General features: G+C 48.4%; 21 protein-coding genes. 4 read left to right on the top strand and 17 right to left on the bottom strand.

Features of this window, described 5'->3' with window-relative positions; translation table 11 throughout:
• Positions 1-1,571: MBG domain-containing protein (locus ABDW72_RS03465; RefSeq protein ID WP_347157062.1), on the bottom strand; the 1,571-nt coding region annotated here is incomplete at its 3' end.
• 494 nt (positions 1,572-2,065) lie between these two features.
• On the opposite strand from ABDW72_RS03465, the gene ABDW72_RS03460 reads away from it, so the two are divergent.
• On the top strand, positions 2,066-2,935 hold the full coding sequence (locus tag ABDW72_RS03460) for a DUF2911 domain-containing protein (RefSeq protein ID WP_347157061.1): 870 nt from the start codon (positions 2,066-2,068) through the stop codon (positions 2,933-2,935).
• A 246-nt stretch (positions 2,936-3,181) separates the two neighbouring features.
• Here the strand turns inward: ABDW72_RS03460 and ABDW72_RS03455 are convergent, their stop codons facing one another.
• The 5 genes from ABDW72_RS03455 to mnmA form a co-directional block, all read right to left on the bottom strand.
• A complete protein-coding gene (locus ABDW72_RS03455; protein WP_347157060.1) occupies positions 3,182-5,614 on the bottom strand; it encodes a TonB-dependent receptor in 2,433 nt (810 codons plus the stop codon).
• A 16-nt stretch (positions 5,615-5,630) separates the two neighbouring features.
• The gene (gene rpe, locus ABDW72_RS03450; RefSeq protein ID WP_347157059.1) at positions 5,631-6,290 is read right to left on the bottom strand and encodes a ribulose-phosphate 3-epimerase; all 660 of its coding nucleotides are present in this window, start codon (positions 6,288-6,290) and stop codon (positions 5,631-5,633) included.
• 215 nt (positions 6,291-6,505) lie between these two features.
• Complete coding sequence (locus ABDW72_RS03445; RefSeq protein WP_347157058.1) at positions 6,506-8,155, bottom strand: S8 family serine peptidase; 1,650 nt, start codon at positions 8,153-8,155, stop codon at positions 6,506-6,508.
• Between the two features lie 5 nt (positions 8,156-8,160).
• The gene (locus ABDW72_RS03440; RefSeq protein WP_347157057.1) at positions 8,161-8,931 is read right to left on the bottom strand and encodes a hypothetical protein; all 771 of its coding nucleotides are present in this window, start codon (positions 8,929-8,931) and stop codon (positions 8,161-8,163) included.
• A complete protein-coding gene (mnmA, locus tag ABDW72_RS03435; RefSeq protein WP_347157056.1) occupies positions 8,928-10,058 on the bottom strand; it encodes a tRNA 2-thiouridine(34) synthase MnmA in 1,131 nt (376 codons plus the stop codon). Before mnmA ends, ABDW72_RS03440 begins: the two co-directional genes overlap by 4 nt.
• A 232-nt stretch (positions 10,059-10,290) precedes the next feature.
• Here mnmA and trpF point away from each other — a divergent pair, with 232 nt between their 5' ends.
• Both trpF and ABDW72_RS03425 read left to right on the top strand, forming a co-directional pair.
• Positions 10,291-10,914, top strand: coding sequence for a phosphoribosylanthranilate isomerase (gene trpF / locus ABDW72_RS03430; protein WP_347157055.1), 624 nt, complete (start codon positions 10,291-10,293; stop codon positions 10,912-10,914).
• A 140-nt stretch (positions 10,915-11,054) separates the two neighbouring features.
• A complete protein-coding gene (locus tag ABDW72_RS03425) occupies positions 11,055-11,960 on the top strand; it encodes an alpha/beta hydrolase (protein WP_347157054.1) in 906 nt (301 codons plus the stop codon).
• A 173-nt stretch (positions 11,961-12,133) separates the two neighbouring features.
• On the opposite strand, the gene ABDW72_RS03420 is transcribed toward ABDW72_RS03425, so the two are convergent.
• From ABDW72_RS03420 to ABDW72_RS03370, 11 genes are all read right to left on the bottom strand, one after another.
• Positions 12,134-12,607 (bottom strand): rhodanese-like domain-containing protein, encoded by a 474-nt coding sequence (locus ABDW72_RS03420; RefSeq protein ID WP_347157053.1) that lies wholly within the window; start codon positions 12,605-12,607, stop codon positions 12,134-12,136.
• Positions 12,608-12,713: 106 nt separating this feature from the next.
• The gene (gene trmB, locus ABDW72_RS03415) at positions 12,714-13,367 is read right to left on the bottom strand and encodes a tRNA (guanosine(46)-N7)-methyltransferase TrmB (RefSeq protein WP_347157052.1); all 654 of its coding nucleotides are present in this window, start codon (positions 13,365-13,367) and stop codon (positions 12,714-12,716) included.
• Between the two features lies 1 nt (position 13,368).
• Positions 13,369-14,664, bottom strand: a complete 1,296-nt coding sequence (locus ABDW72_RS03410; protein WP_347157051.1) for a bifunctional folylpolyglutamate synthase/dihydrofolate synthase — start codon at positions 14,662-14,664, stop codon at positions 13,369-13,371.
• Between the two features lie 17 nt (positions 14,665-14,681).
• The gene (locus ABDW72_RS03405) at positions 14,682-15,605 is read right to left on the bottom strand and encodes a hypothetical protein (RefSeq protein ID WP_347157050.1); all 924 of its coding nucleotides are present in this window, start codon (positions 15,603-15,605) and stop codon (positions 14,682-14,684) included.
• Between the two features lie 9 nt (positions 15,606-15,614).
• Positions 15,615-16,010, bottom strand: a complete 396-nt coding sequence (locus tag ABDW72_RS03400) for an ExbD/TolR family protein (RefSeq protein ID WP_347157049.1) — start codon at positions 16,008-16,010, stop codon at positions 15,615-15,617.
• 2 nt (positions 16,011-16,012) lie between these two features.
• Positions 16,013-16,723: a MotA/TolQ/ExbB proton channel family protein gene (locus ABDW72_RS03395; RefSeq protein ID WP_347157048.1), complete on the bottom strand. Its 711-nt coding sequence runs from the start codon at positions 16,721-16,723 to the stop codon at positions 16,013-16,015.
• A 1-nt stretch (position 16,724) separates the two neighbouring features.
• Positions 16,725-17,870, bottom strand: a complete 1,146-nt coding sequence (locus ABDW72_RS03390; RefSeq protein ID WP_347157047.1) for an HU domain-containing protein — start codon at positions 17,868-17,870, stop codon at positions 16,725-16,727.
• 5 nt (positions 17,871-17,875) lie between these two features.
• Entirely contained in the window at positions 17,876-19,564 is a 1,689-nt protein-coding gene (locus tag ABDW72_RS03385) for a TonB-dependent receptor (RefSeq protein WP_347157046.1), read from the bottom strand.
• 35 nt (positions 19,565-19,599) lie between these two features.
• Positions 19,600-22,797, bottom strand: coding sequence for a tetratricopeptide repeat protein (locus tag ABDW72_RS03380; protein WP_347157045.1), 3,198 nt, complete (start codon positions 22,795-22,797; stop codon positions 19,600-19,602).
• 241 nt (positions 22,798-23,038) lie between these two features.
• The gene (gene holA, locus ABDW72_RS03375; RefSeq protein ID WP_347157044.1) at positions 23,039-24,085 is read right to left on the bottom strand and encodes a DNA polymerase III subunit delta; all 1,047 of its coding nucleotides are present in this window, start codon (positions 24,083-24,085) and stop codon (positions 23,039-23,041) included.
• 278 nt (positions 24,086-24,363) lie between these two features.
• Positions 24,364-25,056: a thioredoxin domain-containing protein gene (locus ABDW72_RS03370; RefSeq protein ID WP_347157043.1), complete on the bottom strand. Its 693-nt coding sequence runs from the start codon at positions 25,054-25,056 to the stop codon at positions 24,364-24,366.
• 162 nt (positions 25,057-25,218) lie between these two features.
• Here ABDW72_RS03370 and tyrS point away from each other — a divergent pair, with 162 nt between their 5' ends.
• Positions 25,219-26,523: a tyrosine--tRNA ligase gene (gene tyrS, locus ABDW72_RS03365; protein ID WP_347157076.1), complete on the top strand. Its 1,305-nt coding sequence runs from the start codon at positions 25,219-25,221 to the stop codon at positions 26,521-26,523.
• The last annotated feature ends 48 nt before the right edge of the window (positions 26,524-26,571 follow it).

The following is a 26,571-nucleotide window of genomic DNA, read 5'->3' as shown; positions in this document are numbered from 1 at the left end:
GTCAGGCTCAAGCTACCGGCACCTGTTACTGTTACTGAAGCGGGCGTGATCGCTGAGCCTGTGTAAGTGAAAGGTCCACCTGTGATGGCAACAGTCGTTACAGAAGCAGCTTTACCGATGGTGAACTCCTTGCTGTCAGAAGAGCCCATGTGGTTTGCATCTCCTGCGTAAGTGTAGCTGGCGCTCGCCTTTCCGGCATTGATGTTGTCGGCATAAGCAGCATCTGGTGTCAGGCTCAAGCTACCGGCACCTGTTACTGTTACTGAAGCGGGCGTGATCGCTGAGCCTGTGTAAGTGAAAGGTCCTGCAGTTAGGGTTACTACTGTAGTAGTAGCAGCCTTACCAATTACAAGAGAACCAGTACCATTACTAGAAATGTAGTTGCTGTTGTTTAGGGCAGCTACGACAGCGTAAGTACCAGCAGCCGTTGGAACAATGGTAGAACCAGCATAAGTCACATTCACAGCTAAGCCAGCAGGTTCAGTCTTTACAGTAGCACCTTGAGAAGAGCCGTTGTAGGTCTTCTCAAGATCAGCTACAGTAATAGTAGCTGAAGCTGGAGTGATGGTCAGATCACCACTACCAGAACTAGCTGAATAACTTGCATCAGCACTAAAAAACGCTGTAACAGCTCCCACATAAGCAGTTGTTGATGCATTTATACCAGCAATAGAAATGTTTGTTTTAGTTGCTACTCCATTAACATCTGTTACTGCCGAACCAACTGACGTTCCATTAACAGAAAAGTTTACAGTTTTACCACTTAAGTTAGTAGTACCTGAAGTTAGAGTTGCTGTTAGTGTAGTTGTTCCTCCATAAGTACCAGAAGCAGTGGCAACAGATAATTTAGTAGTCTTGATTGAAGGTACGTAGTTAGCTGTTATTACTTGTGTAACATTTCCACCTCCAGTTAGAAAAGAGTTAGACGTTTGGTTGACTGTACTAATGACACTATTATCTTTACTTAATCTTGTAACAATTGTATAATCTACTATACTATAAGAAACTCCGTTAGAAGTTGCTTCATAAATAAATGTTAATGTTTGACTATTAACACCTATTGTTGATGAGGGTGCTGGTGCATTAAAAGTTTCAACCCCATTCACTCCTTGTCCTTGGGTATGGCTCCAATTTACTCTTATACTTGATCCAGAAGGTAATCCACTAGTTGCAAATGAAATATTCCCATCTGTAAAATTTGTAACTGCTATACTTCCAGTCTCACCAGTAGCAGTTAACACAAAAGCCACACCTAAGTGATTTTCTTTGACTAAGAACTGGTTATTGTAAATGTTACCATCCGCATCCGCAATAGCATACAAATCATGCGGGTTGACACAAGTGGCAGGCTTGGGTGTTTCTTCGAAGCTAAAATCTACCCTTTCACCAGGCTGCCATCCTGATCCAGTAATGATCACATACTGTCCTGGCGAATAATCATCCTTGTCAGTTGTGACAGTTTGGGCCTGCAGCCCGAAGGAGCTGAGCAGTAGAAACGCCATGAGCAGCAGGAAGCGCTGCAGGTAAAGGTACTCGTTAGCACGTTGCTTGAGTAAAAGTTTTACACTCATACAGTAAAAATTATAAGGTTGGTAAATTGTGTTGGAAGAATAGGATATACTATAGCCACAGCAACAGCAAAGTGGACTATTAACTTAGACTTTTAGCCTTCCTTTTCCAGAGAAAAGTATAGCACAGGAGTTACCTGTTTCCGTTACATGTGCTTGGAATTTCTATCAGCTGGATCTTTCAGCTTCTTCGGTACCTTTAAGGGATTTTATTTCAATTAATTAGAAGCATTATACCATAAATGGATAATAATGTTGTAAAAGTTCAAAAATTATTTTATATTATTTTATAAATACTTCATCTACAACTTTTTGTAGGTCATAAATCTGGTTAAACAGCTTTTATGACTGGCAAGAAGAGTGTTAAGATAAGTAAAAGAAAAAATTAGCTTGAGGGACTTATTAGAACTTTGTTACATTTGCAGCCTTACACCGGATGCTTTTGGCATCATTTTTACAGTTTATTCGCTGTTATAACTTTTAAGTATGTTGCTAAAATGAAGCGTTATCTGGCTGGATTTTTTGTACTCATTTGTTTGTACTTCGGGCAAAACCCGGCTTCTGCTCAAGTTGAATTGCCGCAGGCCAGCCCAGAGGCCATGGTTAGGCAAACAATTGGGCTTACGGAAATTACGGTTAAGTACCACGCACCAGGGGTGAAAGGCCGAAAAGTGTTTGGCTCGCTGGTGCCTTATGGAAAAATTTGGAGGGCAGGTGCCAATGAATCCACGCTCATTACTTTTGAAGATGACGTTTTCTTCAATCATGAACGTGTTCCGGCCGGCACTTACTCCTTTTTTGTTATTCCTGACAACGAAAAATCATGGAATATTGTGCTAAACAAAGATACCACGCTTTGGGGACTGGAAGGATACAACGAATTGGATGATGTGGCCTATTTTACGATCACGCCGAAGCAGCACACTTTCACTGAAACGATGCAATTCTCCTTCTCTGATATTAGCGCCAGCAAAGGAGTCCTGAATTTAGCCTGGGAAAACACACAGATTTCAGTCCCCATTGAAGCGGAAGTGGAGAAAAAGGCGTTGGCTAATATAAATGCTGCCCTGGCTAAAGCTGCCCCCGACGATTGGTATATATGGGCGCAATGTGCCGAATATTTGCTGCCCTACAAAGAGCAGCACCCCAAAGCGCTGGAGTGGATCAACAAATCCATTGCTATTAAGGAAAATTTCTACAATAACTGGGTAAAAGCGCGGCTCTATGCACACAATAATGAGTACAAAATAGCGGCAACCTTGACAGCGAAAGCTATGCAATTGGGCAGCGCTGAGCCCGACAGCTATAAAACATATGCGAAGGAAATCGAAACGGCTTACAATGACTGGAAGAAACGAAAGCTGTAATCTTATTTTATGCTATTCAATTTTGGAAGGGAACTCCTCAGCTGAGGAATTCCCTTTTTGTTTTAGGATGTGTCGCTAACTAGCAAATGAGCGAAGCAATTGATTAGGATTATACTAGGCGATACCTTATGCTCCTGGAAATTTAAGGTTGTATGTATAAAGTATTCGCTTTACCTTATGTTACATTTATACTTATTCGGCACAACCAACTAGCAACTACAAAGCAATCTACCCTGCTGAAGTATATCAGAAACTTGCTACAAAACGGAGGTTCAGCCTACGGCCGGTCAGGTAATTGGGTACAGCATACGTCAGGCCATTGATATCCGTGACATACGTATAGGACATGCGGTTAGGTGCATCGATGATGTTGAGTACCTCCAGCCCTACCCACAAGCTTTGCAAAGCTACTTTCTTCCGCTCCACCAAATCACTCTCCACGATAATCACTTTAGAAAAACCGATGTCCATGCGCTTGTACGACTTGCCGTTGAATGCATTACGGTAGTCTGGCTGGCGGGGTGGGCCAAATGGCAAGCCACTACCATACACCATATTCAGGTAAACGCGTACGGTGGGGTTGTCAGGCAAGTGGTCCTGAAAGAAAATGCCGATGTTCACCAATTGATCAGTGGGCCGGCGAATATAGCCCTGCTCCTGCCGTCCTACCGCTTTTCCATCCTGGTAAATGGTAACGGAGTCGCCTTGCACGTTTTCTTTGGTGGTGAGCAGCCCTAAGCTCAGCCACGACTCGGCTCCTTCTATAAACTCGCCGTTCACACGCACATCAAACCCAGCAGCATAGGCTCTGGCGTTGTTCTTTGCATAGTAGCGCAGGCGCACATTGTCTACATCATACGGCACCACGTTGGTCACGTATTTATAGTATGCCTCGGCTGACAGCTTAAAATCACGCCCCCAGGACTGGAAAAGATAATCTGAACCCACAATGGCATGCAGGGAGCGCTGCGCTTTTAAGTCGGGGTTGAGCTCGCCGTTGTAGTTGCGTAACTCCCGGTAAAACGGCGGCTGGTAGTATAAACCAACTGCTGCCTTAAACGACAGGTTAGGGTTATGTGGGGAAATAAAGGAATACTGCAGGCGTGGCGTAAGGGTTAGCTCCTTGTTATAATCCCAATAGCTTGCCCGCACGCCATAGGTGATGGTCTTCAGCGAATCGAGTTCGTACGTATGCTGCAAATAACCCTGGTAGCGCAGGCTGTTCAGGTTTATATCAGAATTTAAAGTATAGGCCGGCGTCACAAAGTCAGCCGAATCCCGGAATCCATATTCAGAAAGTTCGTCCTGGATAGCTTCGCGGCCGGCTTTAGCGCCAAACTGCACCTGGCTACGGTTGCCCAAGCGCCAGTTGTTACGCGTCTCTGCGGTTAGGATATTAGCCAGGAGCGTGTTACGGGCATGATCAAACTGGCTCCCGACGCCTCTTGTTTTCTCGTCCTCGCCTAAATTATAGGCATTTGTACTCACATCACTCAGGCGGTAAGCAGCCTCAATATCCCGAAACTCCCGTTCTCTGGATTTAATGCCGGAAAGTATGATCGTGGACGTCAGGTTATTGGTGAAATGGTGCTCCAGGTTAACACCAAACTGGTACGTACGGTACTCCATTAACTCATGCCCATCAAAGCCCACGTACAGCCGGAGGGGTGTTGAACTGGTTCCAAAAGTAGTTTCGCGGCTTTTAGGCTCTACGATATACTTGTTCTGCGCATAGCTCCCCAGCAGTCCCAACGTCGTCCGGCCGGGTTGTGAGGGATCTTTTGACAAATCAATATGCACATAGCCCTGGGCATCGGCAAAAGCAGGGCGGTACTCGCCTTTATCCTGCAGCCCCTGTAAAATGTATTGGCTGTTTTTGTAGCGGGTGCCAAACAGATAAGAAATGCGTTTGTTCCTGGAAGCTGACTCTAGGTGCAGGGCCCCGCCGGTGAGGCTACCCGTAACAGAAGCGGCAAACTTTTCAGGTTGTTTATACCTGATATCCAGCACCGACGAGAGTTTATCGCCATACTTGGGCTGCCAGCCTCCTGATGAAAACTCAATGCTGCCAACCAGGTCGGGGTTTACGAAGCTGAGCCCTTCCTGCTGTGCTGCCGTTACCAGAAATGGCCGGTAGATCTCGATGCCATTCACGTATACCAGGTTTTCGTCGTAATTGCCGCCCCGGACGGAGTAGGTGGAAGAAAGCTCGTTGTTGCTGCTGACGCCGGGCAGCGTAACCAGCACCTTGTTAAAATCGCCGTAGGCAGAAGGCAGGTTCTTGATCTGCCGTGGGTCGAGCTTGGTCATACTTGCCTGTTCGCGTGTATCATCTTCGCGCTTGCCCCGCACATCTACTGTTTGCAACTGCCGCGGGTCGGGCGCAAGTATGAATTCCAGCTTTAGGGTTTCTCCGGCAGTTAATGTAACCGGCTTCTCCTGCACTTTGTATCCAACGTAGCGCACCTGCAGTACCAGCAGCTGCCCGGCGGGAACGGCTAACTCAAATGTCCCATCTGCCTTGGTATGCGTGCCGATAGTGGAGCCTTTAATGCCTACTGTCGCCAATTCCAGTGGCTGCCGCTCCTGACTCAGCACACGCCCTGCTACGGTGGCCTGCTGCGCTGACACAAGCCATGGCAAAAGCAGAAGCAGGCACAAAGGCAGGTATTTCAGCATCAGGAAGTATAAATTTTTATTTAAAGGATGTCTGCTTTAAACCGGCAATCGTTTGCATAGGGTCGGCGGAGGAGAAAACAAAGCTGCCCGCTACCAGCACATCGGCCCCGCTCGCCAGCAGCAATGGCGCGTTTTGTTCATTCACACCGCCATCTACTTCAATCAATGCGTCGGAATTACGCTGAATAATTAAGTTTTTCAGCTGCTCAATCTTACGATAAGTATGCGCAATGAACTTCTGCCCACCAAAGCCCGGATTTACCGACATGATCAGCACCATGTCTAGGTCCTGGATAATATCTTCGAGCAGGAGCACCGGCGAGTGCGGGTTCAGTGCCACACTGGCTTTGGCGCCTGTTGCTTTAATCTGCTGAATGGTGCGGTGCAAGTGCTTACAAGCTTCCAGGTGTACTGTAATAGAGTATGCTCCCGCCTCCCGGAACTGCTCGATGTACTGCTCCGGTTCCACGATCATCAGGTGTACATCCATAGGCTTCTGCGCATGCCGCTTAATGGCTTCCATCACCGGGAATCCGAAAGAAATGTTTGGCACAAAGCGGCCGTCCATGATATCGATGTGGAGCCAGTCAGCCTGGCTGCGGTTAAGCATCTCTACCTCTTGTTGCAGGTTGGCAAAATCGGAGGCGAGTACAGAAGGAGCAATAAGTGGTGTCATACCTGCAAAGGTAGGTTTTTAATGACAAATTAGAAACCTGTAATATTCTGGTGCAAGTACACGAGACAGGTTGTTTAGGAGACTTCAGGAAAGAGTCATCGCCTCCTCTGGCGTTAAGCACCTGGATTGATGCAAGGTGCCAAAATGTATAGTATATAAACTCTATGCATACTAGACATTTTACTGTAACCAGATCTGCTTGGAGGTAGGTGAATTTACAATTTCACAAATCGCAGTGTTGCACTCTGTTTAGCAGATTGCAAACGGCAGATGTATACGCCCCGCTTCAGTTGGCTTCCCTGCAACCGTAGTTCATGCCGCGAGCGGTTAGGTTCCAGCTGCTCCTGATGCACTATTTTGCCTGTCGTATCATACACATGCAACACCACAGGCTGTTGCCCCCATGCCGTGCCAAGGGAAAGCACGATCTCGTCTTGAAGAACGGGGTTGGTGATAGCGGCTGTTCCCAGGCTATTGAGTTCGGGTAGCGCCGTTATAAGGTGCGCATAAGTGGGAATTCCATACCCGATGGCACTGTCCGGGGAGGCCGCATTGCTGCCCAGTTCATGTAGCAGCTGGATCAGCCGGTAATTTGTAATAGCAGGCCGCACCTGCCACAGGCATGTGGCAAAACCTGCCATGATCGGGCCTGCAAAAGAAGTGCCACTGCCTTGCCGCACCTGACCCGCAGTGTTCAGTACATAGGCCTTGGCGCCAAGTGCCACCACATCTGGTTTGGTCCGGCCATCGGCAGTAGGGCCAAAAGAACTAAAGGCCGCTTTCGCACCCAAGGAATCTACAGCACCCACTGTCAGCACGGAATCAGCATCTGCAGGCGCCGAAATATAATGCCAGCTACTACTCCCCTCGTTGCCGGCACTTACCACCACCAGCATGCCGGTAGCCGCAGCCATGTCCGCCGCTTTACTGACAAGGGCCGTGTTGCCATCCATGTCGCTGTAAGTATAGCTGGCAGCTGGAGCATCAAAAACAGTATACCCCAGGGAGGAACTGATCACATCTGCACCTGCACTGTCGGCATATTCCGCCGCCAGCAGCCAGTTTATTTCTTCAATATGATGCTCTGTCGCGGCATCTTCGGTACGTAGCAACAGGAAATTCGCCGCATAGGCGGTGCCGATCATTTTACCAGGAGCATAAGCTGCAATAGTGCTCAGCACGGCAGTGCCGTGTGCATTGGCCCCAAATACATGAGAGTCTTTCTGAACAAAATCATAGGTGCCTTTCAATTGCTGGTCTTGAAACAGGTGCGAGAAAGCTGCTATTGTATCAACACCCGGGAAACCGGCATCCAGCACGGCGATTGTCATGCCCTCGCCGCGGAAGCCTGCCTGGTGCAACTCCACAGCGCCCAGCATGTTCGCCTGGTGAAAGGCTGCTCCATACGCTTCGGCACTGACTGGTGCAGGCGCTTGCAGCGTCAGGGCCATCTTTTCTTCCTGACGGGTTACGGCCTGCAGTTGTGTGCGGGGCGTTTCGCGGTGAAGCGTATAGGTTCTTTTTACAAAAGGCAAGTTCGCCAGTTGGGCCAGTTCTGCATCATTGCATTGCACAAGGGCGGCATTAAACCAGCGCGAAGTATACCGAACCTCCACACCCTGCTGCTTTAGCCCTGTTACATAGGCCGGGTTCACAGGCAGGTCGCGGTGCGTCAGTTGAATGCGCTGGTGCTGGCGGCGCTCCAGGGCCTTTGGCGATAAAAAAGCCAGCGGCTGTGAAATAGAAAAAGGAGAACCTTCCTTATCCGTAAAGTAGATCAAATGCTGCTGCACTGCTGCGCCCTGCTGTGCCCTGACAGCCGAAGCAGAAAGCAGGAGGACGATGAAGAGAAGCAGCTGTCGCATCGCACTTAGTTGTGGCCGTATGATACTAGTATTTCGTGGCGCTCATTGCCGTTCAGCTTGTATCCTACTCCATACGGGCAGGTCTTGGAGTCCGATTCGTTGCAATACACCACACGATTAAAGCGGCGGTATACGCGCCCGATTCCCCTGGCATATACTTCCTTGCGATCATCCAGTTGCGTGAAGTTATCCTGCGGTGTGCCTTGTACAACGGTAGCAGTCTGGTCAAACTGAACGCCGCCATCAGGTACTTCCACCAGCTCCTTCGGATCAAACCGGAAAGGCTCTCCGACGCGAGTATAAGTATAGAATTCCTTCCGGTCATACGGGCTGCTTTCCAAGTCATCCCTGTTGCGGTTGTTATAGGCATCTCCCAGCCATGCTTTCCCCTCTTTTACCGGAAACACCAGCGATACATACGTGGTGTTATTTTTGGTAAGCAGCACGGCTTCTTCAGATTTGGACACCACCAGCACAGAATCTTCTACCCAATCAGACTCTTCATCCTTGCGGGTGGCGCGTATGATTTTATACTTGAGCGTGCTGGTCTGGTCAGTAAAGGAAGTATCCACTACCTCTCGCATCTGAAAACGGGAGGTGTCGCCAATGTTGTTCTTAAAATTAATGTCAGTAACACTGTAGATACGGTAATCGCCTTTGGCCAGCGGGTAGTAATCAAAGCCCTGGTCGTAGGTAGCAGGATCTATGAAAGTGTCTTTGCAGCTAAAAGCAAATCCGGCCAGTAGCACCAATAGCAACAGCTTATTCTTTTTCATGAAGGCAGCACATCCAGGGTATACTCTAAGTTATAGTTCGATTCAATCCAACCGCCGCCTACTACATCATTGCCTTCATAAAAAACAGCGGCCTGACCAGGAGCAATAGCATGTACCCCATGCAGAAAATGCACCTTCATTTTATCACCCACCTGCTCCACAATGGCATCTGTGCCGGCATCATTGTAACGCACTTTCGTGATAGTAGGTATAGGCTGATCAAGCAGGTCGGCATACTTGCCCATGTTCAGCTTGCCTACTGTCATCGCGTTTTTCGAGAGCTCTTCGTAGTTGCCCAGCACCACGCGGTTTTGTTCTTTCTCAATACGCGTTACGTAAGCCGGGAAGCCCAGTGCGATGCCCAGCCCCTTACGCTGACCGATGGTATAAAATGGATAGCCTTCGTGCTTACCTACTACCGTGCCATCTTCCAGTACAAACTCGCCACCAGCTACCTGCTCTTCCAGCCCTTCTACACGGCGCTTCAGGAAACTACGGTAATCATTATCCGGAATAAAGCAGATCTCGTATGATTCGGGTTTGTTTACCAGTTCTGTAAAGCCGCGCTCCAGCGCCATTTGCCGGATTTCAGACTTCCGCAGGTTGCCAAGCGGGAAAATAGTGCGCGCCAAGCTTTTCTGTGAGATGCCCCACAAAGCATACGACTGATCTTTGTGCTCATCAAGTCCTTTGGAAATGACATAACGGCCATTTTCCTGCCGTATGTTAGCATAGTGACCTGTTGCAATAAACTCACAGCCCAACTGATCGGCACGGCGAAGCAGTGCATCCCATTTTATATGCGTATTGCACAGCACACAAGGGTTAGGCGTGCGCCCGGCCAGGTACTCGTCCGTAAAATGATTGATCACGAAGTCCCCGAACTCTTCGCGTATGTCTATGATATAATGCGGGAAACCCAACTGCACGGCAATATTGCGGGCATCGTTTATCGAATCCAGGCTGCAGCAGCCCGTTTCTTTTTTATTGCCACCGCTGGAAGCATAATCCCATGTTTTCATGGTCATGCCCACAACTTCATATCCTTGCTCGTGTAACATCACAGCTGCTACTGAGCTGTCTATGCCGCCGCTCATGGCAACTAAAACCCTTCCTAACTTACTCATCTATATAAAAAATGTAAGTGCAAATCCCTTAAACTTTGTTACAAATATAGCAACAACTCCGCAGTTATAAAGATTCAGCCCTAAATATTGCAGTAAAGGAATGTAGCAACAGAAGGCTGTAAAGAAGAAAAAAAAGCATAAAAAAGTGGCATAGTACGGTGTAAGACGCTTACTTTGGTTATCAGAAACCTTATTTTTTTATTTAGTGATTACTTTAAAAGTATAAATTATAATGGGCTTACGTACCTCAGTGATAGTGAATGGCATAAATAACTTAAGCGATGCGCGGTATTGTGCCGGAATGGGAGTTGATGTAATTGGTTTTAATCTGAAACTGGACGATCCGGAGCGCGTGCAACCTGATACCTTGAAAGAAATTGCCGGTTGGGTGTCGGGTGTAAAACTGGCTGGTGAGTTTGAGCGGGCAAAACCGGAGGTGATCAACGACATGGCTGAGGAATTTGGCCTGGACCTAATCCAGTTAGATACTCCTTACCTGATCGATGAAATTGAAGAGATCAAATGCCCTGTCATCCAAAAGGTATTTATCAATAAAGATACGGTAGAGAGCGAGCTGCTGGAGATGATGGAATTGTATAGCCCTGTGGTACAGGCCTTTATTATTTTTTCTTCTGATTTTGAAGCGATTGATGAGACCAACATTAAATTTTTACGGCAACTGGCGTCGCAGTTTCCCATCTACCTAGGGTTTGGCCTGGATAAATCTAACATAAGCATGGCGCTGAAAAAAATCAAACCTGAAGGTATTGGCCTGCAGGGTGGCCATGAGATAAAACCTGGCCTGAAAGATTTTGATGAGCTGCAGGAGATCTTTGAAGAAATAGAAGAGCTTTAACTTCTTAAGGCTAATCTTCAACTATTCAAACTTATACTTGCATTAGAACTAACCTGATAACCTTAAACTTTATGGCGTACTGCTCGGCATCCAAATGCGTCCTCCTCTCTTTTCCTCTTTGGTTTATTAGCCTCCTCCCTGTGCAGGCCCAGCAAAGCAGACAGGAACTGCCGCTGTATACAGGCAAAATTCCTAACGAAGTACCTGGCGCAAACCAGGAAAAAGTAGATAAGAGCTGGAATGACAAGTATAAGTTTGAAGATGTGCGCCTGAGTAACATCCGGAAGCCCACGCTTACGGTATTCTTACCGTCACAAGACAAGGCCAATGGCACAGCAGTGCTCATCTGCCCAGGTGGCGGGTATGCCATGGAGGCTGCCGGGCACGAAGGGTATGAAGTTGCCAAGCGGTTTAATCAGCAGGGAGTGGCCGCCTTCGTCCTGAAGTATAGGTTGCCGGATGCCAAAGTTTCTTCGGAACCTGCTGTGGCACCCTTACAAGATACGCAACAGGCACTCACCCTTATCCGTGCAAATGCACAGAAATGGCATATCAATCCGGCGAAGGTGGGTATCATGGGCTTTTCAGCTGGCGGACACCTGGCCTCCACCGCAGGCACTCATTTTCAGCAGTCGTATCTTCCCGGCAATAAAAGCACTGCCAACCTGCGCCCTGATTTCATGCTGCTGCTATACCCAGTAATCAGCAGTGATTCTTCTATCTGGCACAAGGGCTCCTTTCAGCGCCTGCTGGGCGATAATCCTAGTGCGGAGCAGCTGAAAAACTTCTCTAATGAGCTGCAGGTAACGCCGCAAACACCACCCACGTTTCTGGTACACGCCTCCGACGATGATGTGGTGCCGGTAGAAAATAGCATCAGATTTTACGAGGCGCTGCTGGAAAATAAAATTCCGGTAGAGATGCACCTGTATGAGCATGGCGGGCATGGATTCGGCCTTAACAACAGTACCACCACTGACGAATGGTTTGAACGCTGCCTTAACTGGTTACGCAGTAATGACTTTATACCCCAGAAGCAACAGTAAAACTAGAACTTTAAAGCTTGCAAACGGCACAAGTGCTATAGGCATAAAGATCAAGCATTCCAAAGTATAAAGATAAAAACACAAGGCCATCCGGCAGAGCTAACACATGATCAGTTCTGCCGGATGGCCTCTTTTAATACTCTATAGAATTTTACAGTACAGTAGCCGCTAGCTTACTCCGCCATCGGATAGCCTTTACTGATCCAATTCGTTTTCAGGTTATCTTTCAGGTTCAGCAACCGGGCATGTGTATAACCCAGCTCCTTTAAATAAGCGAAGGCCGGCCGCACATTCGGGCATTTTTCGAATGGACAACAGCCGCAGTAGATCACGACTTCCTGATCAGCAGGGACCTTTTTCAGGTAATCTTTCAGTGCCTGACGACCTTCTTCCGTGCTTGCCGCTCCAATTGCAACGGCACCTTTGATGTTATTGACAAAGCCGATATTGAGGATCAGCGGATCATTTTTCTGGTTTGCATCCTGTAAATTCCTGGCAAGTATGGCTGGCTCCAGCAGTTCGGCAGCGGTCCAGGGGTTTGGCTGCTGTGGCTTTGGCAGCGTCTGTGCTTCAGAAGCGGGAGCAGCCAGCACGAAGAGCAGTGCGGTTAGGCAGGAAATAAATGTATGCTTGATTACTTTCATCATCGTCTGATTTACGGTTAAGCAAAAGTGTAAAGTATAGTTCTAGTCAACTATTACTCTGAAGCTTTCCAAGTATAGCTAACGAAGGGCCATAGCTTAGCAGTTCCATTTATACTTTAAACTGCAGGTATTTGATTGGAATGCCTTCAGCCATATAGCGCTTTTCATAAGTCGTATAAATGCCCATAGTATACTGCTGCAGGTCCGAATGATACAAATCTGCCGTGTGCAGCAAGTCCTTTGGCGTGCGCTCCTGCAGCACCTCTAGTGTATATTCGTATAAAGGCAAATTATCGGTCTTCAGGTGAATGGTGCCACCTGGCTTCAGAATTTGCTGGTAGATGTCCAGGAAGCGGGGCGAAGTGAGGCGGCGTTTGATATCGCGGTCGCGGGGACGCGGGTCCGGAAAAGTTACCCAGATCTCATCTACTTCCCCTGCTGCAAATTGCTCCCCGATCTGCTCCACAAATGTACGCAGGAAAGCAACATTGTAGAGTTCCTCCTCCAGCGCTCTGGTGCTCCCCTTCCAAAGCCGTTCGCCTTTAATATCCACCCCAACAAAATTCCTATTTGGAAAGAGCTTTGCCATACCGATGGTGTATTCGCCACGACCGCAGCCAATCTCCAGCACCAGCGGGTAGCTATTTCCAAACTGTACTTCCCGCCATCTGCCAGTTAACCGTCCGTAGAGTTCATCTCCATTCTGTAGTACATTGTCCCGCTCCGCAATGGTAGCGAATTTGGCCATTTTTGATCGTGCCATGCTATAGTTCTTCTATTTCTGCAACCACAAAGGTACTACCTCCGATAAAAATAACCTCATCTGGCGCTGCATTTGCCTTTGCTGCCGCTATTGCTTCTGCTACAGAGGTATACGTTTGCCCGTTTAACCCTGCAGCAGCGGCTTTTGCAGCCAGTTCAGCGACCGGTAATGCCCGCGGAATAGTAGCCTGACAGAAGTAATACGTATAGGTTGGCGGCAGCAACTGCAGGATTTTTGTCACATCTTTGTCGTTAACAGCCCCAAATACAAAGTGCACCTGCCTGGGTTTTAGCGAAGCCAGTTGTGCAACTACCTGCCGAATGCCATCCTCATTATGTCCGGTATCGCAAATTGTGAGCGGCTGTTGGTGCAGCACCTGCCAGCGCCCTTTTAGGCCGGTTAACTGTTTCGTCGCTTTTAGACCCGCACGTAAAGCAGCTTCCGGTATTGTATAGCCTTGCTCCTCTTGCAGGATGGCTAGAGTTTGTAACACGCCAGGCAGGTTATACTGCTGGTAGTTTCCTGCCAAATCCAGCTCCAAATCCTGCAAGTATAAATGACCGTTGCGGTTTACCTGAAACACCTGCCGCTCCAGACTAGACGCTGTCTGCTCTACTGTGAACTGGTCTGTGGCAAAGTAAAGCGGAGCTCCCATTTCCGCTACTTTTCGTTGGAACACTTCCTCAACCTCCTGCTGTTTGGTGCTGATCACTGCGGGAACGCCCGGCTTTATGATTCCGGCTTTCTCTGCGGCAATCGCAGGAAGGGTATCGCCAAGTAAAGCCTGGTGATCGTAGCCAATGTTGGTGATAAGTGCTACTTGCGGGGTGATGATGTTCGTAGAATCCAGGCGGCCACCGAGGCCAACTTCAACTACAGCCACCTCCACCTGCTCATCGGCGAAATATCGAAAGGCCAACGCCACTGTCATCTCGAAAAAGGACGGCTGAATGGCTTCAAACAAAGCCTTGTGTTGCGACACAAATTGGATCAGGTACTCCTGCGGCAACTCCAGCCCGTTTACGCGCACTCGTTCCGTAAAAGATTTAAGGTGTGGCGAAGTATAAAGTCCGGTTTTATAGCCAGCCTGCTGTAATACGGCAGCCAACATGTGCGAGCTGCTGCCTTTGCCGTTAGTCCCCGCTACATGAATGCTTTTGAACTGCTTCTGCGGTTGCTCTAAAGCTTCGCACAAGGCTATGATATTGTCGAGGCTCTTCTTAAAAGCAGCATTGCCGATGCGGTGAAACATCGGCAATTGCTGGTATAGGTAATCAAGACACTCCTGGTAGGTCATCTAGTCAAGTATAAAATTTAGCGGGAGGTGATGCGAATTGTAACTGTTCCGCTGGCCCCCGACGAGTTGCCACTTCCGCCGGTGCGGCTGAAGGTCGTTTTCTGCAGTTGGTTGCGGTACCATGCTAGTACCTGCGGCGATACGTTACTTTCCAGCACATCGACACTGGTCATGTTGCCGTCACCATCAATTTTGATACGGAACCTGATAATACCGGTCTCGTTATTGTAAGGGTCCCGCTTTGGCTCTATGTCGTAGCGCCAGCCGGGCAAGTCGAGTGAGCCGCCGGCACCGCCGCCGGGTTTGCCCATCATGGCTTTGGCATCCAGTTTCCCTTCCGGGCTGCCTTTGTCGCCAACGGCTCCGTTGTCGTCGCCGTTGTTGTTTCCCGTTGCTTCATCTGAGCTACCAGCTTTGCCGTTTCCGGTGCTGTTTGTAGGCTTGCCTGGGTACAAAGAACGGGGTTTCTCCGGCTCTTTCTTTACCACTTCCTCTTTCGGCTCCGCTTTCACAGGCGTCTTTACCTCTTCTTTTGGTTGAGGCTTGGGTTGTGGCTGCGGTTTTACCTCCTCTTTAACCGACACCGGTGCTTCTGCCGTCGTAGTTACTACTTTCGGAGCATCCGTGGGCTGCGGCGGTGTTGCCTTCGCTATAGGCTGCGGGTCTGGTTTAGGTTCAGGCTTGGGCTGTGTAGGTGCCGGTTTGCTGTCCCTGGTATTCTTCGACACATTCGGCGTCGCCATTGTTTGCACATCGCCGCTTCCTGCTGCATCAAGTCCGAAGTTCAGCTCAATGCCATTTACTTCGGCTGGTGGGTCGGGCGCGCGCCAGGCAAACATATAGATCAGGAAAAGCAGAATAAGAATATGAATTGCCACGCTGACACCAGCGGCAATCTTCTTATTCTTCTCTTCATCCTGCAATTGGGCAATTGTTGCCATAGTACATCTTTATTCTGTCGGCACGGTAGCCAGCGTAACACTTGCATTCAGGTTTTTGGCAATGCCTGCCACTTTCACCAGGTACTCCACAGGCACACTCTTGTCTACGTGTAATACCACAGCACCGTCTTCTGTTCCCTGCAGCAGTGCTGTCAGTTGAGGCTCTATCTCCTCTTCTGCTACCTGCTTGTCGTTCATGTAATACTTTAAGTCCGAGGTGATCGTCACGCTGATCTTCTGCATCACGATATCAGAGCTTTTGCTGCTCGGCAGGCTTACCGGTAGCCCCGAAGGGGTAACAAAGTTGGAGGTAAGCATAAAGAAGATGAGCAACAGGAAGATGATGTCCGTCATAGAGGACATACTGAACTCGGCGTTGATCCTGTTTTTAGAGCGTAAATTCATGCTTACAGTTGTGGTTCTTGTAACAAATCAAGGAACTCAATAGACGAATATTCCATCGAATGCACAATGCTGTCGATCTTGGAAACCAGGTAGTTGTAACCTACATAGGCTGGCAGGCCAATGATCAGACCGGTAGCTGTTGTTACCATCGCTTCATAAATACCGCTGGAAAGCAGCTTCGGGCTAACGGTGCCCTCTGCCTGTGCAATCGCGATAAAGGCGCCGATCATACCTGTTACAGTACCCAGGAAGCCCAGCATTGGGGCGGCACCAGCAATGGTTGCCAGACCGGAAAGGTAGCGCTCCAGGCGGCTGATCTCGATCTTGCCCTGGTTCTCGATAGAAGTCTCAATGTTTTTAAGGGGATGCCCGATGCGGGTAAGGCCTTTGCCGATCATGTTGGAAATAGGTGTGTTAGTTTGCGCACAAAGCATTTTGGCACCGCTGATGTCACCTGCTAATACTAAGCTCTTAATACGGTCATTAAAGCCTTCAGGATTTTTGGACGCTTTTTTTAAAGTCAGGTAACGCTCCACGAAAATATAAACCGCAGCCAGAGACAGGATCGCTAGCGGAATCATGGCCCAGCCCCCAGCGAGGGCAAGGTCGATCAGGGAAACAGTATTACCAGAGGCAGTTTGTGTTCCGTCTGCCAGGGTTGCAGCCGTATCGGCCGTAGCCGTAGTCGTAATTTGTAATAAGAGTGATGTCATGTTAGTAAGTAAGTACCCAAAGTGTTTCTCCGTATTTTTTTCTAAAAGTTAATAGCGCTGTTTGTGCTTCGGTTTGATCTTCATAATCTCCTACCGATACCCGGTATAATTTGCTGCCCGGCCCGGGCAGCAACACTTTAGCTTCCTGCCCGCCTTTGCGCAGCGCCTCGCGGCTCACCTCTGCATTGGCCAGGGTAGAAAAGCCGCCCGTAATAATATAATAACGTCCTGTTTTATGGCTAATTGTCAGTTCCGGCTCCTCTGCTTTACCCGTACTTACTACTGTTTCAACCGGGTTAACTTCTTCATTTACAGATTGCTCAACCTCCTTATTTAAAGTTATAGTTGTAGTAGAAGCGGAATCAGCGGTTGCCTGCCAGTCCTCCTGTTCAGCTGCTACTTCTGTAACAGGGATAACTGGAAGTATGGCCGCGTACGCCTGCTGCCGTTCATCAGCTGTAAAAGGCACATAGTCGGAAGTATAGCGCATACCTGGCCCCACATTAGCAAAAGTATAATTTCCTATGAGAGAGGCAATTGGGTTCAGACTGCTCACGTTATAGTCTGTCTGCAGCGATAGATAGTATAAGCCGGTTCCCGTAAGTCCCGCCAGGGCAAGGCCGGCGGCTACATTGTAAAACCGCTTCAGCTTTCTTCTGAAAGGCATGCTGCTGTTTACCTGCACCGGCTCCCGCTCTTTTAGCAGCGTACGAAGTATAGCTGGCTCCTCCAGTCGTATTGGCCTGGCCATGATCTCCGGCAATCCGAAACTATCCTCCAGCATGTTGTCACCTTCCACGTATTCAAACTCCAGGCGACGCTCAGCATTGTAGCGGAACACCCCAATATCCTGCAGTTCGAAACGCTGCGCCACATCCAACTGGCGCCTTGCCTGAAACACGAAATCGGCTACGATGCGCTGCGCCTCCTCCAGGGAAATCCCCTGCTGGTAGGCAATAGTGCTGATCAGCAGCCCATCATTCAGCGTCAGTTTCTCATTAAAGGCGATCTTTTTAGATGGCGGCGAGAACGTATGTTTCACCGGATTAATACGGGCCGAAACATAACGCGTTATCAGTCCCCCAAAATCAGGAATGATGACACAATCTTGCTCATAGAGCAGCGATTTGATATGTTGTTCAACCATAGGCTTTAAAATGAGTAAGTGATACCTCCTATCAGGTTTATACCTTTGCGCGGGTAATTCACAAATCGTTCGTACTTGCTACCGAGCAGGTTATTCGCCATTACGAAAATCGTAAAGTTATTCGTGAATCTGTAATCCGCTTTCAGGTTCAAGTCCACAATCGTATCTGTCTGGCGCAGCACTGCTGTTCCGTCCGGGCGGTATATCTTGCCGTAAGAACTCCCAATATAATAAAGTTCTGAATTAAAGAGAATCTTGCCGAAGAAGTTATAGGTGCCGTAAACGCTTGCTGTCATGGCAGGCCGGTGAAATGGTTTCTCTAAGCTGGCGGTGTTATACTTGTTATAATCAAGCTTTAAACCTAAGCGCACCTCATCAGAATAATTGAAAGAGGCATCTGCAAAAAAGTTAAGTACATTTGTTACGCCATCATCATACACCAGATCAAACTTGGCGGAATCGGCCTGGGAGTTATTGTAGAAGTATAAATTACGGAAATTCTGGTAAGCAACACGCCCTACTAAGTGCACATAGTTGTAGATATTCGCATCAAAGCCGCCGTAAATCTCCATCCCCTTGTTAATGTCGGCCACCTGCACGTTAGGAGCCAGCCAAGGGTTCTCCTGCGTCAGCTGGTATAAAGTAACTCTTTGCAAATCGCCCCCTAAACCGGCGTATATCAACATATTACCTTTCACCGGCTCTACTGACACACGCACTGTCGGGTAGATGTTAAACTTACGGGCGTCATTCACCTCATCGCCTGTATAGGCTACGTTCGCGCCAATAGCCAGGCGAAGCGCACTGAACTGCCGCTCATACGTCGGGTTCAGTTTGAAAAGCGTGCGCGTGGTGGTAGCAGAATCCTGGTGCGATACAAATGAGAGATCGCCATCAACCTTAAATGCGGATACCTCATCAATGGCGTACTCGCTGCGCAGGCGCAGGGCCACGTTGCTCTCGCTCATGTTGTAGCTGTCGTTCAGGTAGTTAAACTTTACGTCTGCTTTGTACAGGTAAGGCGTACCCGAGGACTTGTTGTCGAGGAAAGCCTCTGCGGCAAAACGGTTGAACACCTGCTTCTGAATCTCATAATCCTCTAGATTTGAAGGAGTGACTCCATAAAAATAATACTTGTCGCGGCCATACTTCAGTTTGCCGCCTACCGTCAGTCCTTGCAGGTAACGCTCGCCATGCAGGCTGATGTCGCTGTTGGCAACGGCAGAATTCCCTTTGTCCACCGGCCCTTTTGCAGAGGCAATGTGGCTCACTTCGGCCCCATAATCAGCCACATTGCTGCGCTTATTATGGAAGTAGCCTTTCAGGTATAAGGTAGCGTAGTTACCGATACCTGCCTTCAGGTAGTTACCATACAGCTTTGTGAACTCGTCCTGCTTGATGGTGAGCACTTTTAGCTGCATGTCAATGTCCTGCGAGGGCAGCTTGTAATCGTTGAAACGGTATAAAACGGTACGGTCTGCTAACTTAGGGGGTTCTATGTGGAATTTCTCAAAGTTGCGGGCCGCCTGTGGCAGTTCAATCACGCGGTTCTTCTCTACCACAACTTCTGCGTCCTGCAGCTTGGCGCCTTCATTCCAGCCTGGGCTGTTCTGCTGCGCCTGCGCACTGTTCAGGTAACTGTAGCCAACACTCAGGACAATGGCCAGCGAAGTGATCCTTAATTTATTCTTCATGGTGATGCTTCTGTTCTGCTAAATCTGACGATAAACTACTGGTTTCCGAGTTGTGTCGAATCGCTGGGCGGCACGTTGAGCTGCTGGGTGGAATCTATCGGCAACTCCTGCTCCGTGGAGTCTATGGCAGGTACCGTGTCCTTTTTCCCAGTGGTGTCCGGTGCTGTCATCATGGTGTCCCGCTTTGGCATCAGTTGCTGCTGTTGCTGCGTTGCTCCCTGCGGCTGTTTATTATCCAGCTTTGCCAGTTTCTGCTTCGCCTCAGCTACAATTGTCTGGTCTGGCGAGTTCTCAATGATGGAGTTCAGCGTAGCGCGGGCCTGGAACTGCTCATTCTGTGCCGAATAGTTATCAGCGATGATCAGGAACGACTTGCCCAGCCAGTAGTCATAGTTGGAGAATTTGTTGTTGAAGGCATAAGCGGCATCCAACGACTCTTTGTATTTCTTCTGGTTGTAGTATAGCTCTGCCACCAGGTACTGCGCCTCTGCACCATTCACGTCGGAAGCTTGCTTGGCTGTTTCCTGCAGTTCGGTGAGCGCCTGGTTCATATTACCCTCAGCATAAGAGGCTTTCGCTTTAAAGAGTAAAGCAGAATTGTAAGCATTAAGCGAGGCGTTGCCTTGGCTAATGAGTTCGTTGGCGATGCGGCGGGTACCGGCATAATCATTGGTGCGGTAGTAACTTTGCATCAGGCCGGTAAGGGCCGTCTGCTGCTCTTTCCGGTTCGTTGCCAAGTCACGTAAGCGGGAGTAGTATTTGATTGCCTCGGGATAGTTCTTAGCTTCAAACTCCATATCTGCTACTTTCTGAATAGCGCGGTTCACATAGCCGGAGCGGTTCTCAGCAATTACCTCTTTCAGGCGTGCTTTTCCTTCTTCTGTATTATTCTGGCGCAGGTAAGAGTCCGCCAAAAAGTAGCGGGCATCCGGCACATACGAGCTATTAGGATATTGCTTGATATACGCTTCGAATTTAGGAGCAGCCAGCGCATATTTCTCGTTGAAGTATAAGGTCTTAGCTGCTTCAAACTCAATGGTTTCTAACGCCGTGCTTTCCGGGTTGGCTGCTTTATACTTATCAACATAGGTGTCGAACTCATTGCTGCGGTTCTCGGTACCCAATACTTCCTGCAAGCTATACAGGGAGCCGCTTGCCACTTTCGAAGCCGGGAATTCATCGAGTACCCGCTTCTGATCAGCAATCGCTTTGTCGTACTGGTGCAGGTTAGCATAGGCGGTGCCCCGTTTCTGCAGCGCATTCGGCACCAGTTTGCTATCCGGCATGTTGTTGATGAGCGTTGTGAAAGACGATACGGCCGCCTCATAGTTACCCGACTCGTAATCAATTACCGCCAGCTGGTACTGGGCATCATCCTGGTAGCGCGACTTAGGATATTTGGCAAGCAACTCCTGCAAAGCATTTTTAGCTTTCTCATTTTTGTTGACGATACTCAGTACCACGCCTTTCTGAAAGAGCGCATAGTCCCTGTCAGCTGAACTTGAGGCAATTACCCGCTCATACAGGTTCAATGCTTCATTATAGTTCTTATTCACATAATATGTATCGGCCAGGCGTAAGGTCGCATCGTTGTAGTTCGGATTACTCGGCTTGATCGCATCAAGGTAGGCCTTAAAATGCGTGAGCGCTTTATCGTATTGTTTGGTATTGAAATACGCGTAACCAATACCGTAGCGCGACTTGATATAATAATCCTCTTTGTTGTTGGGAGCGGTACGGAACACGGCGGCATAACTGTTGATGGCATCATCGTACCGCTGCCCAATAGAATACGCTTCGCCTTTCACAAAATGGCTGGCTGAGGTAACTTCCTTGTCGTACGGGTACTGCAGCGACTTGTCCAGCATCTGCACTGCCTGCGGGAATTTAGCATTGTTAAACAAATCCACAGCATAGTAGTAGGCCACGCGCTGGTAGGTCTGCAGGATGCGCCAGCTCTTCTTCGGCAGGCTCTCGATGTGGCGGATGGCCGCAGCATAATCATTAGAACCAAAATAAGCTTCGCTCAACAACTTGTCTGCTTCTTCCGCCTGCTCCGAGTCCGGGTAGTCTTTCGTAAAGTTGGCCAGCGAGTTGATCACCTCGCGAAAGTTGCCAAGCTCATAACTTACTTGCGCATACTTCAACGTTGCGGCTTCGGTAATGTCCTTATCCTGATCGCTTTTGCGGGCCTGGTCGAAAGCGGTGAGGGCAAATTGCTTGTTGTTTTCTTTCAGGTAGCTCAGGCCCAGGTAATAAGCGGCATTCTGGCCCAGCGCATCTTTTTTCAGCGCAACTTCCTTGAAATTAGCGATCGCGTTCTTGTAGTTGTTGTTCTTGTAGTCAGTGAATGCAATTTTATACTGCACCACCGGATCCAGCGAGCGCTTGCCTTCGGCATACTGGCCAAAGTACTTTTCAGCTGTTTTGTAATCTGCTTTCTGATAGTAAGCATCCCCCACCAGCAGCGCTATTTCATCCGCCTGCTGCACGGCAGGTGTGCGGGCCAGCGCAGCTTCTCCATAGCGGATCACTTCATAAATATCATTCTCCTTGTACAGGATCTCCGTAATCATGTAAGGCACAATGTTGGCGTACGCTTCGTTTTTCTCTGCTATTTTGAGGTCAGCCTTCGCGGCAGCGTAATCGCCTTTGCGGTACGAGATATAGCCAGCGTAGTAATTGGAAGCATAGGCAAAACGGTGCTCATCTTCCCGGAAACCAGTTGTCTTGTTCTTATCGAACCAGATCTTGGCATTGTCGAAATCCTTGGTGGCAAAGTAAGAATAGCCGAGTTTGAACTCCAGTTCTTTGGTTTGCTTGATGCTGAGCAGGTGCAGCGGGGCATCTTTGAGCAGCTCTAATGCTTTTTTATAATCTTTCTGCTCAAAATAGTATAAGCCCAGCTCATAGTTGGCCAAAGCAGTTTTCGGGTGCGTAGGGTACTTATGCACGAAGTTGAGCACAAGCTGTTCCGCATCGGGGTGCAGCAAGTACAAGCCGCTTAAAGCGTAGTAATACTGGGCATCCGCTGTTTTAGCATCGTCCCCAATCAGCTCGATGTATTTTCTAAATGCCTCCTGTGCCGCGCCATACTTGGCCCGGTCAAATAACTCCACGCCTTCGTGGTAGTACGTTTCATTAGAGGCGAATACCTGCGTTTGCTGGGCTGCCACCACGTGCGAGCCGCCAGCCAAAACAGATGCAAGCGCTACTTTATAAGCTATGTTCATATATTTCCTCACCTGCCCAGTGGGCAAAATTGTATCGTTTCACAGGAAGTATACTTCCCCTTTTCAGCCATCGGACCGGTTTTGAGCCAAGACCGGTTGTGTTCAAAGTTAGTAAAATTTAACGCGCGCCTCCGCTCTTTCACGACAATATCTTTCAGACCAGCGGCTTTAAATATGGTACATTAACTATATAATGTCTGATTACCTCAAATATTGTATGTTGTGGATAAATACTGCGCCTTTATACTGCCAGGGCGCGCGGCACCGGATGCAGCATTTTAAAAACGAGCTCCCGCAATATATCAGCCTCACTCATATCGCCGCCAGTAATGCCCTTTACCTGCAGGTCCGCCACCCGCACGAAGTGGATGATATCTATGCAGCGCTGCAGCGGAAATACCCGGAGCGCCTGCATATACTCCTTTACCAGAAAGCCCCGGTTGCCCAGCCCTTTGCGTATACCTGCTTCCGACTTGTCAGCGGCCTGGTGCAGGCTCAACAGTTTGGTAAAAAAAGAAAAGAGTAGCGACAGGTTAGGAATCAGTGGGTTATTCTTTGGATTTGCTTCAAAATAATGGATGATGCGATTCGCCTTCAGGGCATCCCGGGCAATCAGCGCCGACTGCAGTTCAAAAATATTATATTCCTTGCTAATGCCTACATTCTCCTGCACTACCTGTTCGTCCAGCGTAGTACCCGGCCGCAAGTTCAGCAGCAACTTATCTATCTCATTTGCAAGCCGCGACAGGTCGGCTCCGATATACTCGCTCAGTAGCAATACTGCTTGCTGTGTGGCTTTTATGCCTTTTTGCTTCAGGTATTGGTTTACCCAGGCCGGCACCTGGTTTTCATACAGCTTTTTTGTGGTGAGGAGTACCGCCTGTTTACTGATGGCCTTGCCCAGCGCCTTACGGCCATCCAATGATTTGTGCTTGTGGCAAAATACCAGCACTGTCGAAGTCAGCGGGCGTTGCAGGTAAGCGTCAAGTTGGCGCATGCCTTCCTCCTTCTCCAGGTCGGCTATACTTTGGGCTTCCTTTACAATAACCACCGAACGGTCAGCCATCATCGGGAAGCGCTTCGCCTGCAGCAAAATGGTAGCCACGTCTACATCCTTCCCATACAGCACCACCTGGTTAAAGCCCTTTTCGTGCTCCTGCAAGGCGTGCTGCTCAATGTAATCCGAGATCAGATCGATGTAATAGGGCTCCTCTCCCTGCAGAAAATAGACAGGGGCAAACTGCCCGTTTGTGAGCTGCTCCAGAATGCCTTCAGGTGTGTGCGCCATAGGTAATAAGCTGTAACAATAAAGGGCAGCGATACTCCCGTAAATTATACCTTGATGGCTATACGTGCCGCTGCGCCTCTTTTACAAATTTAACCTATCAGCGGCAAAGTCAAAGGAATTTTTTAAAGGGCTACCGAACAGAAGCTAAACCACTGAAAGATGTAGAAAGGCATAACTTATACAAAGGCAATAGCTTGTGTTATGGCAAAAATATTATACTTGAAGGGCAGGTAAATCAATTCATCCACACTGGAATTTGTGAAATCCTCTTCAGTAAATTATTTAGTAAGGCTGGATAGAAGCCGTTTAACCTCAATCAGGTTATCAGTATAGCCAGCCAGGTTACCTTTTCTATCTACCACCACATAAGTCGGAAATCCGGTGATAATGTATTTCTCAGGGAACATGCCGCCGTTTGGCACTACCTGAGAGCTAATGTTTAAGGCGCGTAGAAAGGCAGTGGCCTCTTCGGAAGCACTTTGTGTTACAATAACAGGAACAGCTTTTCCATTTTTGTGGTAGTTACTTACAGCCTTATCGAAACTTAACAAGTCTTCTGGGTTGCTGATGGGTGCACGCATAAAAAGCTGAAAGTTGAGTACAATAACTTTCCCAAGCATGGCTTCCGAACTCAAAGTATCACCCTCTAAAGATTTCATCACAAAAGGCGGGAAAACTTCTCCTGGTTTCGTACGTCGCGATTCATCCCTATAGGATCGATTTTCTTTGTTAACTGGATCATAAACAAACGAGCTGATCTGCCCATACTTATCTATGTTAAACTGAAGTGATGGATGAGGATTCTGCTGTTGTAGTTTTTGAAACGCTTCATAGCTGATCTGTTCTCCTGTTAGTTTATCATAGATTATACTCTTTTCATCTATTTGAAAAGAATGGGTATCGCTGGTAAGCTGAGCAAAGCCCGCAGATGAAAGAGCCGAAAATGCAAGTATAAGCAGGTACTTTTTCATGAAAGGGAAGCTTTGGGGTAGAGAGTTAGTAAGGATCATTCACAATGATAATAGTATAAGGCAATATAGCAAAATAAATATAAGCTATAGTTCACTGCGCATGTCCGCCCCATTCTCCCAACTCTTTTCTATCTTTGCCTCAAACAGATGACACAGGCGTACATGAACCTTATTGAAGAACTGAGATGGAGAGGCATGCTCCATGATTTCATGCCGGGCACAGAAGAACAACTCGCCGCAGGCATGACAAGCGGCTACATTGGCTTTGATCCTACGGCCAACTCGCTGCACATTGGCAATCTGGCTACCATCATGCTGCTGGTACACCTGCAACGCGCCGGCCACAAACCCATAGCGCTGGTTGGCGGTGCTACCGGTATGATCGGGGATCCGTCTGGCAAATCGGCAGAGCGAAACCTGCTGGAAGAAGAAACGCTACAGGCGAACCAGGCAGGTATAAAAGCACAGCTGGAGAAGTTTCTGGACTTTAACTGCGGCGCCAACTCCGCTGAGATCGTAAATAATTATGATTGGTTTAAGGAGTTCAGCTTTCTGGGCTTTCTGCGTGAAGTAGGCAAGCATCTGACCGTGAACTATATGATGGCGAAAGACTCTGTAAAGAAACGCATCAGCGCCGACGAAGAGGGCGATCGTGCCGAGGGGTTGTCCTTCACAGAGTTCTCGTACCAGCTCATCCAGGGCTATGACTTTTACCACCTGTATAAAAATAAGAATGTACGGCTGCAGATGGGTGCTTCTGATCAATGGGGCAACATCACGACTGGCACCGAGTTAATCCGTCGAATGGATGGCGGTAAAGCATTTGCTTTGGTAGGCAAGCTGGTAACGAAATCCGACGGCACCAAATTTGGCAAGTCGGAAGGTGGCAACGTCTGGCTCGACCCAAATCTGACCTCACCCTATAAGTTTTACCAGTTCTGGCTCAATCTTTCAGACGAGGAGACAGAAAAGCTGATAAAAGTATACACGTTGCTTTTGCAGGAGGAGATCCATCACCTCATTGAAGAGCACAAACAAGCCCCTCACCTGCGCGTGTTACAGAAAGCCCTGGCTAAAGATGTTACAATTCGGGTACACTCCGAAGAAGACTATTTAGCAGCGGTAGAAGCTTCAGAAATTTTATTTGGAAAGGGTGATTTAGCAACACTCAGAGCTCTGAAAGAGGATATTCTATTGGCCGTGTTCGATGGAGTGCCTCAGATAGAAATTGCAGCAGCCGACTACCAGCAGGCTACAACCGTGAGTGACCTTCTGGCCGACCTGTCCGGTGGCCAGATCTTTGAATCGAAAGGGGAAGCCAAGCGCATGATCAAAAATGGAGGCGTGAGCATCAACCGCGAAAAGGTGCAAAGCCCAGAGGAACCTGTACAATATGAGCTGCTGCAGCAGAAATACCTGGTAGTACAAAAAGGCAAGAAGAACTACTACCTTATAACTGTTAACTAGCTATTTTACAGGCCAATAGCAAAAAAGGCGACTAAAATTAGTCGCCTT

Origin of the sequence: Pontibacter chitinilyticus, assembly GCF_039748935.1 — a bacterium.
Classification (GTDB): Bacteria; Bacteroidota; Bacteroidia; order Cytophagales; family Hymenobacteraceae; genus Pontibacter; species Pontibacter chitinilyticus.
This window is presented reverse-complemented; position numbering and strand designations above follow the sequence as displayed.

Bases quoted from the DNA above. Each gene is read 5' to 3' on its own strand.
- ABDW72_RS03380 (WP_347157045.1), bottom strand. From the start codon at position 22,797: ATGAACATAGCTTATAAAGTAGCGCTTGCATCTGTTTTGGCTGGCGGC.
- holA (WP_347157044.1), bottom strand. From the start codon at position 24,085: ATGGCGCACACACCTGAAGGCATTCTGGAGCAGCTCACAAACGGGCAG.
- ABDW72_RS03395 (WP_347157048.1), bottom strand. From the start codon at position 16,723: ATGACATCACTCTTATTACAAATTACGACTACGGCTACGGCCGATACG.
- ABDW72_RS03445 (WP_347157058.1), bottom strand. From the start codon at position 8,155: ATGCGACAGCTGCTTCTCTTCATCGTCCTCCTGCTTTCTGCTTCGGCT.
- trpF (WP_347157055.1), top strand. From the start codon at position 10,291: ATGGGCTTACGTACCTCAGTGATAGTGAATGGCATAAATAACTTAAGC.
- tyrS (WP_347157076.1), top strand. From the start codon at position 25,219: ATGAACCTTATTGAAGAACTGAGATGGAGAGGCATGCTCCATGATTTC.
- rpe (WP_347157059.1), bottom strand. From the start codon at position 6,290: ATGACACCACTTATTGCTCCTTCTGTACTCGCCTCCGATTTTGCCAAC.
- ABDW72_RS03370 (WP_347157043.1), bottom strand. From the start codon at position 25,056: ATGAAAAAGTACCTGCTTATACTTGCATTTTCGGCTCTTTCATCTGCG.
- ABDW72_RS03460 (WP_347157061.1), top strand. From the start codon at position 2,066: ATGAAGCGTTATCTGGCTGGATTTTTTGTACTCATTTGTTTGTACTTC.
- ABDW72_RS03390 (WP_347157047.1), bottom strand. From the start codon at position 17,870: ATGGTTGAACAACATATCAAATCGCTGCTCTATGAGCAAGATTGTGTC.
- trmB (WP_347157052.1), bottom strand. From the start codon at position 13,367: ATGGCACGATCAAAAATGGCCAAATTCGCTACCATTGCGGAGCGGGAC.
- ABDW72_RS03455 (WP_347157060.1), bottom strand. From the start codon at position 5,614: ATGCTGAAATACCTGCCTTTGTGCCTGCTTCTGCTTTTGCCATGGCTT.
- ABDW72_RS03410 (WP_347157051.1), bottom strand. From the start codon at position 14,664: ATGACCTACCAGGAGTGTCTTGATTACCTATACCAGCAATTGCCGATG.
- ABDW72_RS03420 (WP_347157053.1), bottom strand. From the start codon at position 12,607: ATGATGAAAGTAATCAAGCATACATTTATTTCCTGCCTAACCGCACTG.
- ABDW72_RS03400 (WP_347157049.1), bottom strand. From the start codon at position 16,010: ATGAATTTACGCTCTAAAAACAGGATCAACGCCGAGTTCAGTATGTCC.
- mnmA (WP_347157056.1), bottom strand. From the start codon at position 10,058: ATGAGTAAGTTAGGAAGGGTTTTAGTTGCCATGAGCGGCGGCATAGAC.
- ABDW72_RS03385 (WP_347157046.1), bottom strand. From the start codon at position 19,564: ATGAAGAATAAATTAAGGATCACTTCGCTGGCCATTGTCCTGAGTGTT.
- ABDW72_RS03405 (WP_347157050.1), bottom strand. From the start codon at position 15,605: ATGGCAACAATTGCCCAATTGCAGGATGAAGAGAAGAATAAGAAGATT.
- ABDW72_RS03440 (WP_347157057.1), bottom strand. From the start codon at position 8,931: ATGAAAAAGAATAAGCTGTTGCTATTGGTGCTACTGGCCGGATTTGCT.